Origin of the sequence: Pseudopedobacter beijingensis, assembly GCF_042678145.1 — a bacterium.
GTDB lineage: Bacteria > Bacteroidota > Bacteroidia > Sphingobacteriales > Sphingobacteriaceae > Pseudopedobacter > Pseudopedobacter beijingensis.
The window spans coordinates 129,953-143,639 of record NZ_JBHUDG010000004.1 but is presented as its reverse complement, the minus strand read 5'-3'; the positions used below and the strand labels follow the sequence as shown (position 1 = coordinate 143,639).

General features: G+C 35.0%; 13 protein-coding genes. 2 read left to right on the top strand and 11 right to left on the bottom strand.

Annotated features, from left to right (window positions below):
• The first annotated feature begins 4 nt into the window (after positions 1–4).
• The gene (locus ACFSAH_RS05575; RefSeq protein WP_379661720.1) at positions 5–1,318 is read left to right on the top strand and encodes a serine hydrolase domain-containing protein; all 1,314 of its coding nucleotides are present in this window, start codon (positions 5–7) and stop codon (positions 1,316–1,318) included.
• Positions 1,319–1,381: 63 nt separating this feature from the next.
• Here the strand turns inward: ACFSAH_RS05575 and ACFSAH_RS05570 are convergent, their stop codons facing one another.
• The 11 genes from ACFSAH_RS05570 to ACFSAH_RS05520 all read right to left on the bottom strand — a co-directional run bounded on the left by ACFSAH_RS05570 (position 1,382) and on the right by ACFSAH_RS05520 (position 12,380).
• The gene (locus tag ACFSAH_RS05570) at positions 1,382–2,443 is read right to left on the bottom strand and encodes a branched-chain amino acid aminotransferase (RefSeq protein ID WP_379661719.1); all 1,062 of its coding nucleotides are present in this window, start codon (positions 2,441–2,443) and stop codon (positions 1,382–1,384) included.
• A 206-nt stretch (positions 2,444–2,649) separates the two neighbouring features.
• Positions 2,650–3,222 carry a hypothetical protein gene (locus tag ACFSAH_RS05565; protein WP_379661718.1) on the bottom strand — a complete coding sequence of 191 codons (573 nt, stop codon included), beginning with the start codon at positions 3,220–3,222 and terminating at the stop codon, positions 2,650–2,652.
• A gap of 28 nt (positions 3,223–3,250) precedes the next feature.
• Positions 3,251–3,973 (bottom strand): hypothetical protein, encoded by a 723-nt coding sequence (locus tag ACFSAH_RS05560; protein WP_379661717.1) that lies wholly within the window; start codon positions 3,971–3,973, stop codon positions 3,251–3,253.
• 23 nt (positions 3,974–3,996) lie between these two features.
• Entirely contained in the window at positions 3,997–4,629 is a 633-nt protein-coding gene (locus ACFSAH_RS05555) for a hypothetical protein (protein WP_379661716.1), read from the bottom strand.
• Positions 4,630–4,662: 33 nt separating this feature from the next.
• Complete coding sequence (locus ACFSAH_RS05550) at positions 4,663–5,142, bottom strand: hypothetical protein (protein ID WP_379661715.1); 480 nt, start codon at positions 5,140–5,142, stop codon at positions 4,663–4,665.
• Between the two features lie 454 nt (positions 5,143–5,596).
• Positions 5,597–6,595, bottom strand: a complete 999-nt coding sequence (locus tag ACFSAH_RS05545) for a helix-turn-helix domain-containing protein (RefSeq protein WP_379661714.1) — start codon at positions 6,593–6,595, stop codon at positions 5,597–5,599.
• A 265-nt stretch (positions 6,596–6,860) separates the two neighbouring features.
• On the bottom strand, positions 6,861–8,018 hold the full coding sequence (locus tag ACFSAH_RS05540; protein ID WP_379661713.1) for a helix-turn-helix domain-containing protein: 1,158 nt from the start codon (positions 8,016–8,018) through the stop codon (positions 6,861–6,863).
• Positions 8,019–8,027: 9 nt separating this feature from the next.
• The gene (locus ACFSAH_RS05535; protein WP_379661712.1) at positions 8,028–8,690 is read right to left on the bottom strand and encodes a YceH family protein; all 663 of its coding nucleotides are present in this window, start codon (positions 8,688–8,690) and stop codon (positions 8,028–8,030) included.
• A gap of 67 nt (positions 8,691–8,757) precedes the next feature.
• Complete coding sequence (locus tag ACFSAH_RS05530) at positions 8,758–10,053, bottom strand: HAD-IB family phosphatase (RefSeq protein ID WP_379661711.1); 1,296 nt, start codon at positions 10,051–10,053, stop codon at positions 8,758–8,760.
• 160 nt (positions 10,054–10,213) lie between these two features.
• Positions 10,214–11,260: a linear amide C-N hydrolase gene (locus ACFSAH_RS05525; protein ID WP_379661710.1), complete on the bottom strand. Its 1,047-nt coding sequence runs from the start codon at positions 11,258–11,260 to the stop codon at positions 10,214–10,216.
• A gap of 154 nt (positions 11,261–11,414) precedes the next feature.
• Entirely contained in the window at positions 11,415–12,380 is a 966-nt protein-coding gene (locus ACFSAH_RS05520) for an NAD-dependent epimerase/dehydratase family protein (protein ID WP_379661709.1), read from the bottom strand.
• A gap of 122 nt (positions 12,381–12,502) precedes the next feature.
• Here ACFSAH_RS05520 and ACFSAH_RS05515 point away from each other — a divergent pair, with 122 nt between their 5' ends.
• Positions 12,503–13,687 carry a formimidoylglutamase gene (locus ACFSAH_RS05515; protein WP_379661708.1) on the top strand — a complete coding sequence of 395 codons (1,185 nt, stop codon included), beginning with the start codon at positions 12,503–12,505 and terminating at the stop codon, positions 13,685–13,687.

Genomic DNA, 13,687 nt, shown 5'->3' with positions numbered 1-13,687 from the left:
TTTTATGACAAAAATAAACTTAAAATATGCCCTTTACATCTCCTTATCAGTTTTTGCATTAGGTGCATGCAGCCCAAAGCCTACTCATAAACTAGAAGCGGCCACCAATCTCAAAAAACTAGGTATCAATGAAGATAATCTTTATAGCATTGATAGCTTATTGGGATCTGCCCTAATAAACAATTGGATTGCCGGGACTACAGCATTAATAGCAAAGAACGAACAGGTTGTTTATTATAAAGGTTTAGGATTCAGAGATAGGGACAACAAATTATTAATACGTCCTACAGATCTTTTCAGAATCGCTTCTATGACAAAACCCATTGTTTCTGTTGCTGCTATGCAACTTATTGAAGAAGGAAAGCTCAAACTTGATGACCCGGTTTCTAAGTATATCCCACAATTTCAGAATATGCAAGTATTGGAAACATTCAATAAAGCCGACACAACTTATACTACGGTTCCTGCAAATAAAGAAATTACAATAAAGAACTTATTAACACATACCTCTGGAATTGGCTACGGTTTCAGCAATAAAAAACTAGGTGCTATTTACAAAAAAAACGGCATTCCCGACATTACGGTCACCTATAAACTAAAACTAGACTCAGTTATACAAAAATTAGGAACTTTGCCTTTAGCTGTACAGCCTGATTCTGAGTTTTTCTATGGTTTAAACACCGATGTTTTAGGAAGAGTGATAGAAGTTGTTGAAAATAAACCTCTGGACTCCATTTTACAGAAAAAGATATTTGATCCGCTTGAGATGAAAAGTACTTTTTTCTTTCTCCCTGCACAACAAAAATCTAGATTATCCACATTATATAGCGAAACTAAAGAAGGGAGATTGATCAGAACACCAGCTATACAAAACGGTTATGCTATAGATTATGCTACCAGTGGCGCCCAAACCTATCTGTCTGGCGGTTCCGGATTGATTTCTAATATAGATGATTATGCTAAATTTCTTCAGATGATTTTAAACAAAGGAAGCTACGGTGGTAAAACTATCCTGAAACCTGAAACAGTGGATTTAATGAGCAGTAATCATACCGGAGAGCTTAAAGTGGAGAATAAGCCAAACCATTTTGGTTTAGGTTTAGAAATAACAACTGAGGAAGGAGCTAAAAACGGGGCTAAAGTGGGCAAGTTAAGTTGGAGCGGAATGTTTGGCACCACATTCTGGATAGACCCGGAAAGAAAAGCTATCGCTATTTTAATGACACAGGTTTACCCTTCTGTTCATAAAAAAGAATTATATAACAAATTTGAGGCTCTGGTAAACAAAGCATTGGACGAGGCTCCTAAAAAGAAATAGAAAATGATATAAAAAAGGAAAGCCGGATTTAAAAAATCCGGCTTTCCTTTTTTAACTCTTTATTTATACTATAAAGTTCCAGCCAAACTCGTCGGCTATTCTTCCGTATCTTAAATCATTCAGGTATTTTAGCACTTTATCCGAAAACGATCTACCTTCAGCTCCCGGCAATTCATAAAGCTTACCTTCGTAACCAATGGTAGAAATTGGAGTAATTGTAGCGGCTGTACCTGCAGCAAAAGCTTCTAATACTATTCCTTTTTCTATACCTTCAATTAACTCCTGTACAGAAACCTTTCTTTGTTCTGCTTTATAGCCAAAATGCTCTGCCAACTCAATAATGGTTCTTCTGGTAACGCCATGCAAAATAGTATCACCGTGTGGAGTTATAATAGTATCACCAATTCTAAAAACCAGATTTGCAGTTCCTGCTTCTTCAATATACTTATGCTCTTTAGCATCCGTCCACATTAACTGGTCAAAACCTTCATCATTAGCAATTTTGGTTGGATATAAAGATAATGCGTAGTTTCCTGCATTTTTAGAAAAACCTACACCACCATCCGCAGCTCTGGTATAATGTGTTTCTACCTTTAATTTCAACGGTTTGCTGTAATATGCTCCAACAGGACCAGTAATAACCACAAATTTATATGATATTGATGGATGTACCCCCAGGGCCACTTCTGTTGCAAACATAAACGGTCTGATATAAAGCGATGTTCCATCTGCAGACGGCACCCAATCTCTGTCTAAATCCAATAGCTGCTTTAGCCCATCCATAAATATCTCCTGAGGAACTTCTGGCATTTCTAACCTTGAAGCAGATTTATTAAATCTTTCCCAGTTTTTATCTGGTCTGAAGATGCTGACCGTTCCATCTGCAAATTTATAAGCTTTAATCCCTTCAAAAATCGCCTGTCCGTAATGAAGAACAGATGTAGCAGGATCTAAACTGAAATTGCCATAAGGGACAATTTCACAGCTTTGCCATTTACCATCGGCATAATCAGCGACCAGCATGTGGTCAGAAAAATATTTTCCGAATGATAAATTTTCAAAATCCACAGAGGATAAACGAGAGTTCTGTGTTCTCGTAGTCTTAATTTCAAGCATCTCTAACATGGGCCTATTATCCAAGAATATAGCTACAAAAATACAATATTTAACAGATTAAAAAATGCACAAACAAGCATTTTTTCACATTAAATCAATTCCAAATAAGCTAATTCTCCTAATTTGTCCGTACGTTAAAAAATTCATGCAATTAAATCTCCTTCAATATCCGAAATATTTGCAGTTTGAAATTCATTGTATTGCCTATCTGCCTGTTAATTCATCTCTATGGAAAAATCTATTTTCGAATTGAAACTGTATGTACTTTCTGTCGTTTTCCTTCCTTTTACAGGTAATTCTCCTTTGCTGGTAAAGCGCAATTTTCCACTGTGTTTTGAAACGTACAATTTCCCACTTGTAGCATGATAAACAGTATTATACGGAGTATACCCATTTATTCCTACATAAACAGAATCAGGAGTGCTAGTCGTAACACCGGCTCGGGTAGAAGGATTAACAGTTATCGGATATTCTTTATATCCTCCTTCCGGAATGCCCTCCAAAGGACTTGATGGAATTCCATTATCTTTTGTACCAAACAGCGCAACTGACAATTGACATATTCCGTTATTAAAAGGATTATCAAACCCCGAAGCCATGGCATAAAAACCATCTCCATTTAGTGACACGGCCCCCATTTGTGCAGGTTTCCCATCATCTATACGCCAATAATTTTCTGTCGGTGGCGTAAATATCCCAGTATCTTCGTTCTTTTCGTTATTGCTATCTTTTTTACATGATGTCAGTAAGATTGTACAGACAAACATGCAGTATAGTATCTTTTTCATAATTGCTCTAATTTTAGTTCATCGGATCTTATAATGTTCTCTTCCCTTTAACTGTAACAGTAGTATTACTTGCATCTTTAAAAGAACCGGAAAATTCATCACCATCTATCGGAGCTATAGTGGCTCCTGATGCATCTATTAATACATTATTCACATAGGTTCCTGATATATTTGTTGCTGTTTGCGAGCCGTTCTCTCTTGCTTTTCCAGTCCATCCTTTTAACAAAGTCGAAACGATGATATTAAAAGTTCCTTTTTTATTATCAGAAGTTTCATAAGTTCCTTCAAAACATCTAACCAAAGCTGTTGAAGTTTCTTTTGCTATACTGAATATGGCATTGGCATGTCCAGGAATAGTTGCCGACGTAATGGTAGCTCCCGAACCACTTGCTCCAACAGAAAAGGTAATAGTTACCTCCTGTCCGTTTAAAGTACCTTTAAATGGTGCTACATACAGTTGTCCCGCATTCCACGCTGTCGTTGTCGTCAATGTTACCGTAGTACCATCTATAACCATAGTAGCGGTAATTGAATTACTGCTGGTATTTGCAATATCAAATTTTATGGTACCACTAGAGCCTATAATCACACCTTTATAAATACCTTTACTACTATTGTCGTTAGCTGCTTTTCCTTCCGGAGTTTGCGTACATGTAGTACAGGTATAAGGTTCTTCTTTATGATTACTGCCTTTTTTGCATGATGTTAGTAACATGGTTCCAACTAAAATGCCATATAATATCTTTTTCATAATTTTATTTTTTAGTGTTAGAATTAAAATCCGGTCAATCCGGCAACAACTGCATATTCTTTATTAAATGGGTATTTGGTAAATCTGCCACCTAAAAACAGATTTTTGCCAAAGAAATATTTTACTCCAACAGAATTCGCATATATATCTTTGCTTTTGGGACTAGCCCAACCAATGAAAACACCTTCTCCTTCTCTGCTATAAGTAACCTGAAAATCGGTAATGCGTACTGCAGCCTGTACACTGCTTCCAAAGAAAGCCATATCCTGATAGCAGTATATCCCTAAAAAAGAGTATTGCGCTCCTACTTCGATATCCTTTTTGATAAGTTTACTCGACCAAAGGCCTATATCCAGATCATATCTTCCCGCTCGGGATTTGGTCAGATTCCAGCCGCCGGCAAAATTTGCATTCCATCCCAGCACAAAATCTTTATCTTCAAAACTTTCATAAGGCACATTCCAATAAGCTATCAACCCAACAGTATGACCGGACGAAGACGAACTTCCGTTATTATATTGAGTAGAGCCATTACTATAAAATGCTGCCCATTCTCCAAATGTCAGTCTGCGCTCGTGTTTTTCATCCTGAGCCTTTACGTAAGATGTTATAGCTACAAAATTACAGAGCATCATAATCAGTATTATTTTCCTCATATTTATGGATGATAATAGATAAAAAGCACTTAGTTAATAAGGTTTCACTTCAACATAAGTAAAGTTCCAACCGCAGGTGGTACAATCTTCCTTATCTCTTATCTTACATTTCAAGTCTGCGTAAAGAATATTAAAAGTTTGCGTGGCTCCTGGTTTAAGTTTTACCTTGTGATAAACATATTTATTGTCTACAGTGGTGTAATCGTTACGTGCTTCGAAAGCAATACCTTGTTTATCCGACAGATTTTTTACCTCTACCGTGAAATGGCAGGCTAGCAATAGCTTTTTCTTTACGATTATCCTAAACTGTAATGGCACAGGCTCCAGTCCTTTATCTTTAAACTTTTTTGAACTAAGCGTAAAAGATACAGGATCTGACCATTCGTTTGCTCCATTAGGAAACTGAAATGGTTCGGCCTGACTGCTTGCATAAATTTGTGCTTTTGCAAATTGCATACATACTGCAAAAACAATAAGCATTGCACTAATACGGATTAATAGTTTAGTTTTCATGTTGTTCTACATTTAATGTTTGTTTTTTGGCTTATATGATATGTAAAGATTCTCGTTCAAAAATAGAGTTACACGGCTTCTTAAAAGTCCCACTTTACAAAGTGAGACTTAATTTTCATACTCCTTTCACTATTTCCATATACAGAACTTTGATAACAACCGGAAACAGTGGCAAGAATTCTAACGGGGTGTAATTTTATAATGACACCCCATGAATGTTATTATGGTATTTTATCCTGTTCCTGATGTTTTCCTACGTTACATAAAGGAATAACAAATATTAAAAACACGACAACCAGAGTTTTCACCTTTTTACTTGTTAATATTTCTTAGAACCACCAGGAGCACTAAGTTTGCAAAGAATTAATTTCTCTGCCTACTTTATGCGCTTTGTAGTCAACACAACAAATAAAAAGAGACACTTCTTCTTTTTCAATTACACTTAAGTAGTATTTTATTTGGATTTATTGCGATATTCTTTTGGTGACATACCTGTATGCCTTTTGAACATGCGCTGAAAAGACGCTTTTGAATTGAAGCCGCTCATATAGGCGAGACCTTCTATTGTAATATGGTATTGTGCCGGATCTACCAGCTTTTGCTTCAACGTTTCTACACGATATAGATTTACATAATTCGGGAAGTTTTTACCAAATCGCTGATTAATAACCTGCGAAATATAATGCATAGGAATATTACTTTTTTCTGAAAGTACTTTGAGACTTAACTCAGCATCTAAAAACCACTGTTCCTCTTTAAATCCATTCTCTATTCGGGTACTGTATTCATCTATTTTAGCTTGCGATAATGACGATGTTCCGTATTTTTTCCATTCTTTGTTTTTTAGATGTTTCGCCTTCTTACGGGGAAAAAGATATTGATCATCCAGATAAGGATGTTTAACATCTACTTCCATATAAGACGGTTCCTTATCCATTCCTATATAAGAAATACTTGGGCTACCATATTTTTTAATATGTGATATATCAGTTAAAACCACCAAAGTCCTGATAATTCCACCATCATTATCTACGTGGACCACAACAGACTGAAGCATTAACTTTGCATATTTCCCATTTCTTTTCCTTAACCTTAAATCGTACTGCACTTTGTACTTCATCTTTTTATCCAAAGGCAAAGTAGTCGAAAATTGTGTTGCATGATCCTGGCAGGCTAAAAACCATCCTCTATCTTCAGCATGTATATTTTCCAACAAAAATGTAGAGGTTACTTCGTCCGTCCTGTATCCAAGTAAAGTTTCCACATCTTCACTTACATAGTCAAAACACAAATTCTGAAAATTAAAAATAAAATAACAGCTTTCCCCTATCTGAAAATAGATAAGCAGCTTCTTATACAGTTCAATTTCCAACTGCAACAGATCGTTTGGTGCATTTCCCGAAATACTTTTCCAGACTTTTTCCGTCTCAGTATTAAATAGGTCAAGCTTCATAAGAACTTAATTTACACAATAAAGCACTTTTCTTAAGTACAATAACAAAGAAAATGGTCTAAAATCGATTAATACGTGTAACTATATAAAATCTAAAGTCAAAATTAAAAACTAAAAATACAAACTGTTCTATCCCAAAGATGCCTAACCTATCGGCAAGTAAGTAATTATTAAACAGGATCTATATTACCTATAAAAATAGTATGAGTAGTTTAAAAAAAGGACTCATTTTATAAAATGAATCCTTTTTTTTAAAACAGTTCAATTAATTATCCATACAGGTTTTACGATATTCTCTAGGTGACATACCTATGTTCTTTTTAAATACTCTTTGAAACGCTGCTTTGGAATTAAAACCACTCATATAAGCCAAACCTTCTATTGTAAATTTGTTTTGTGACAGGTCTGCTAATTTTAATTTCAGCTCTTCCACCCGATAAGAGTTTACATAATCGAAAAAGTTCTTCTCAAATTTCTGGTTAATAATCTGTGAAATATAATGAATAGGGATTTCTGCTTTCACAGATACCGTTTTCAAATTAAGTTCGGGATCTAGATACCATTTCTCCTCGTTAAAACCTTTTTGTAAGATTACAGCATACATTGCTATTTTTTCTTGAGATAATCCTGAAGATGCATATTTATCTTTTTTTTCAGCTCTAACAAAATCGTTTAATGGCTGGTACAGCTGTTGATATTTCCTGTAATCCTCTTCAGAAAATATTAAGGCGTAATTATAGGCTTTATAAATTATATAGAAATAATAAATATTATTAAGAATAGGCAACCAAATCATTTCCACATCTTCTATCGGAAAAACAATATAACAAACAAACAGAGTAAATAATTCTGCAAGCATGAGCCCTACAAACTGTTTTATATAGTTTATTTTAAGCTTTTCTACATTGGTATACACCTCTTTTACCGATGCAACATACTTAAAAACGATTTGGCTGGTATATATAAAATACGGTAATGCAAATAATGGAGGTGTAACAGAAGCTACCAGCATCCTCCAATTCAGGAAATCCGGATCTAGATAATGAATTACAAAGCTGTGCTTTTCAGGTTCTGAAAGAAGTAAAAAGTCTATCCAAAAAATAACTGGAAAAACTGCAGGTATTAAATGTAATAACTTGTTTTTGTTAAAAACAAAAGGCCTGCCTATCATTTCCATACAATAGAAATAAAAAACAGGTCCTACCATATTTCCAAATATCTGATAGATAAAAATCAGATGAGGAAAGTTTTTCACACCTCCTGTATAAATAATATAATTACTTAAAACAGGAATTGCAGAAAACAGAATAAGTACAGAAAGAAACCTATTGGAAGCAGAATTATTCTTCTTAAACCAAAATAATGAAAATAAAACAAGTTTATTTACAATGGTAAAAGCGTTCAAGAACAGGATCCAGTCCATGGTTAAATTTTATCCCATCAATTCTTTCATCAGCTTATTAAAAGCTTCTTTTAGCTCTGCCAATTCTTGTTCTACAGTAGCTAATCGTTGTTCTAGCTCTCCTACATTTTTTCTGGCAGGTTCTTCCGGCAAAAAGTCGCTTTCATCAAATTCTATATCCCCTCCTAACAGGTGAGCATATCTGGCTTCTTTTTGTCCTGGTCTTTTGGGTAGCTGTTTAACATACGTTATTTCTCCTTCGGCCAGTTTTTCCAGATTTTGAATCACATCTTCTATAGATTCAAATTCATACAATCTGCCAGAATTGGTATTAATTTCCCCTGGGGTTTGTGGACCTCTTAATAAAAGTAAACAAACTATTGCCAGATCTGACGGAACCAAAGGAAACTGTATTGCTAAATTGTGTTTGTATTTTACTACTCTGCTTCCTCCACCGGTTACTGTAGAAACCAAACGCTTTTTCTTTAACGAATCCAGTGTTATTATAACCGTTTCTTCATCATAACTTACAATAGGCTTTCTGGATGATTTTTGATTACAAGCCAGCGTTAATGAATTTAATGTCATTGGATAGTAATCAGGTGTTGTTCTGCTTTTTTCAATCAGACACCCTAGTACTCTTTGCTCTTCGGCAGACAATAAGGGTAATGTTTCTTGCTGTTCCTGGTTCATGTAGTAGGTTTATTAAAAATAAAAAGGCATTATGTAGATACATAATGCCTTTTCTAAGTTATTTAAATTAATAGAGAATCCTAAATTTTATGGTATTTTCTATTTTCTTTAATTCTTTGATTACCGCTTTATCATATTGGGTATTAATATCTGTAATTACGTAGCCTATATGTGGCGTGGTCATCAAAAACTGACTCACTATGTTAATTTTGTGCTTAGCCAGTACTTTTGTAATTTCTGACATTACACCCGGCACATTTTTATGGATATGAATTAACCTATGCGACCCGTCTATTTTTGGCAACTGCAAATTAGGAAAGTTTGCACTTTTATAGGTGGTTCCTGTATTTATAAAATCTGCAACCCTTTTTGCAATTATTTTCTTGTTTGATGTTGCTGATTTTGCACTTTCAAAAACCACAATTCCCATTTCGTCACAGATATCGAAATTAACCCTTCCGTCTACTTTCCCAAAATAACCTATGGTTTTTAGTTTTACCGCTTTACGTAATGTCTCGTCAGACAAGCTTTCGCCATCTGCCAAAAGCAACATTCCTACATCTTTGATATACTTTTCTTCAAAAGTATCTTTATGACGAATAGAAAATCCGTCTGCTTTTAGATAATCTACACTTTTTTGAGGAACATCCCCCACCAATAAGCATAATATCCTGTTTTTGGGATATGATATTGCTCTTGGCAATTGATTTACATAAAGAAATTCATCAAAACTTGGTGTAACATAATCTGCTTTTTCAGCTACGGTTTTCCTTTCTATATTTTCTGTATAGGCAAAAAACTTCTTAATCAAACCTGATTCTTTCAGCTGAAAATCTGAGTATCCGTCTCCTATACCAAATATATCTCCTTCCAGTTTAAGATGGTTTTGTAAAAGCTTCACCTTTCCACCTTCTTCAGAGAGCGGATTGTTTTTATCGTAACCGACAATATTACCCTTTTCGTCAAAAACGAAAGTATTGGCATAAATATTTTCTTTTTTTATTCCGTAGGGAGTAACTACCGGTGTAATAAATTCTTTAAAACCGCCCGAAACAATTAACACTTCTTCAGAATGATCTTTAAAGAATTTTTTGTTTCTGGAAAACGATGAAGAAACTTTTGTTTTCAAATGTTTCACCAACTCTTTCAAATGCGATTTATTTGCCTGAAGAAGTTTTACACGCCCTTCTAAACTTTCAGAGAAAGACAATTTCCCTTCCATTGCCAAATTGGTAAGGTCTTCTATCTCTTTGTAAATTGCTTCTCTCCTGGGATGATCTTTTAAAGAAATCCTTGCTAATTCATCTAACGCCTCTACCTGTGTAAAGGTGCTATCAAAATCTATAATAAAGTACTGATTCAAAACCTAAAAAAATTTTTAAGCCCAAAGTTGCATAAAATGATTTAATAAATTGGAAGAATTTAGAATTAAATGATTTTGAAATATATAAACCATTAAAAACACAAAAGGCCGTCCTTTAAACCGAACGACCTTTTGTTATAATCTAAAATGCTAGCTCACCTTATATTCCCAAAAACTGGAATGGTGCAGTTACTTTAAAATGCTGATTGGTTTTACCACTAAAGGTTGCATTATTTGACAAATCCAACTTCATTACTTTCCCTTTTGCACTTAAATCGAATCCTTTAAGGTCTACCCAAAATGTATTAGGAGTTAATGCTGTCTCGAAGTAATAAACAAGGTTTTTTTGATCTGAAACAGATCTCCAACGAGTTGATGAAATATTAGGTTCTGTTGGAGATGAAATTCCAAAAGGAACAGAACAATTTCTAATTACACTAAATACACTTGCTACAGCCACACGCTCGTCTGTTGTTTTAGGAATAGCCTGGATATAGTAAGAAGCTCTCACAAATCTGTCCGCAGCTCTGTTAGTACCGGGCAACATAATTGTTCCTGGAATTCCTTCCCAATATTTATTCAAAGCCAATTGTTGCTCAAATACGGGAGAATTGGTCATTATTGCATAAGATGGATCGTGGTGGATAACCAATTTACCATTGATGTATTCGAAAATAGCGTTATCACCTGTAGCATCAGACAAAGAAAGGTGTAAAGTAGTGAACTTTTGAGTTCCCGGAACGTAATCACTCACTACTGCAAATGATTCATTTTTCAATTCATTTACGGCCTCTTTTACCGTAGCAAAATTATCCAGAGCATATTGTGCCCATGCTGCTATGGTAATACCTTTTTTAGAACCTTTTGGATCAAATTTAGGATATTCTGACTCTACTAACCAAAGTACATTGGCTACCATGCCTTTCTCGTTAATACCGTCTACTGTAGCAATATCCCAGGCTGTACTAACTACACTACCGTATTTAGAAGTCCAGGTTTGCGATTGAGGGCCAACTTCTCCGTTTCTTTTCATTCCTTTAGGAAAAACCCAAATATTAGCGGCTATTTCATCTTTCCAATCCATAGAACGGGCAGTAATATAATGTCCTTGCGGACCTTTATATACTACTCTGGTACAAGCATCGGAGTTCAAAGATGAGCTTAAGCAAATTGCTACTGCAGTAACTAACGTTGTAAATAATTTCATATTTTTAATTTTATATTTTCAAATAAGTATTGGAGGTATAACAAGAAAACCTGTTTTTGGTTTTTACGAAACCCAAATAAATAGGTTTCCTATTATGATGCATTAAATAGATTACCTCATCAATTAAAAGAATCCAGCACAAAAAACTTTCAATCTAGAAAATTTCTTGTACTGTACACTTAATGCTTTCAGATACTGGTATAAACTGTACTTGTAATGCTGTTTTAATTTTATCATTAGTATACCTGGTTTGATTAAAAGCGGCAGAAACAACCTCTTTAGTCAAACCGTTTATATTACCTACCAGCATATTAGCAAAAACACTGGCTTTAACCGCCAGCTTTAATTTCCACTTCGCAATAGACTTAAAACTATCTGTAATACCATACGCGGCAGCTATTTCTTTAAAGAATTTCTCATAGGTGTAATTCTCGGCATTCAGTATAAATCGTTCACCGCTAATATTACTTGCCATCAATTCGATCATATTTGCAGCCACATCTTTCACATCAACCAAACCTATATTACCTGCTGTATAATATCTCAAACCTTTGGCTATCAAACTAAATATCTGTCCACTTCCATTGGTTCCCACATTCTCTCCTATGATAACCGATGGATTAACAATAACAGCATTCAACCCTTCTTCAATTCCCCGCCAAACTTCCATTTCGCTTCTATATTTAGAGATAGCGTACCTGCCATTTTTATCATAAGCATCCCAAAAGTTTTTTTCCGTAACAGGTTCATTTGCTTTCGGATTACCTATTGCTGCGATGGAACTTACATGAACCAACTTTGCTCCAAAATCCAAACATAAATTCACAATATTAGCTGTTCCTTCAACATTGACAGCATTCATTAGCTTTTCATCTTTTTTATCAAAAGACACTTTTGCAGCACAATGATAAACCTTTTTAACCTCAGAAAAAGCACTCTCAAGATCCGAAAGATCCAGTACATCTGCATTTACCCATTCTATTTTATCTTCAAGTGGAAGCAGGATGGATGGAATTTCAGAATTTATTCTTTTGGTACACCTCACCCTTTCCCCCTTTTTGATAAGCTGAAAAGTTAACTCCGCACCTAAAAAACCTGTAGCACCGGTAATTAAAATCATAACTATTGTTAATTTAATGGCAAAGTAACGTAAATACTTAAAATTTCATAGCAACACTTTCAGGTATTCGTTCCTTAAGTTTAGATAAAAATCAGATATTTGGTAAAATTCTAAACATTACTATGTCTTTAGCAGATTTCTTTTCTCCTGTAAATAAAGAAAAAATCACTCCCAAAAACGGCTATTTTAACAGCCAATTAGGGTCAAAAATAGAGGTGTACGAGCAACGATTCCCCGATCTCTCATCCGGTGATTTCAACGTGGTTATTTTTGGGGTTACCGATGATAGAGGAAGTTGCAACAACAATGGTTGTGCTCTGGGACCTGATTATATCAGGGAACAATTATACCTTTTACACGAAGGAAGTTTCAAATCAAAAATTGCAGATTTAGGGAATATTCTTCCCGGACATCAGCTTTCTGATACTTATGCTGCTATAAAACATATTGTTGCGGAACTGATTAAAATAAATATCCTCCCTATAATTATTGGGGGAAGTCAGGATTTAACCTACGGCCAATACATGGCGTATGAACAGCTTGAACAAAAAGTTGATCTTTTAGTTATTGACTCGCATTTTGATATGAACGAGATACATGACGAACAATCTAATGAAACCGATTCTGAATCCTACCTTAACAAGATATTTTTACATCAACCCAATTACCTGTTTAACTTTAGTAATCTGGGTTATCAGACATATTATGTTAGCCAGGACAGCTTACGGGTTATGGAAAAGCTTTTTTTTGACACACAACGACTCGGAGAAATAAGCGGAGCTGTATATCTGGCAGAGCCAAGTATACGAAATGCATCTATGATTAGTTTTGATATGGGAAGCATTAGAGCGTCCGATGCTATGGCGCACATGCAAACACGGCCCAACGGATTTTATGGAGAGGAAGCCTGTCAAATTTGTCGTTATGCAGGTTATTCGGATAAACTAAACTCTATTGGTTTCTACGAATTTAATCCTGCCTGTGACAAAAATGGACAAACGGCTATGTTATTGGCCCAAATGATATGGTGTTTTCTGGATGGCTTTTATAACCGTAAAAGCGATTTCCCTATGCAACCCAAAACAGATTACGTAATATATAAAACTACATTACAAGAAAACGAGCATGAACTCGTTTTTATAAAAAGCAAGAAAACAGACAGATGGTGGATGCAGGTTCCTTACCCCTCTGCAGGTTCCAAAAATGAACGTTTTCATTTTATACCTTGCTTATACGAAGATTATCAAATTGCAGTAAGCGGCGAAATGCCCGATTTATGGTGGAGAACTTATCAGAAACTACATTAA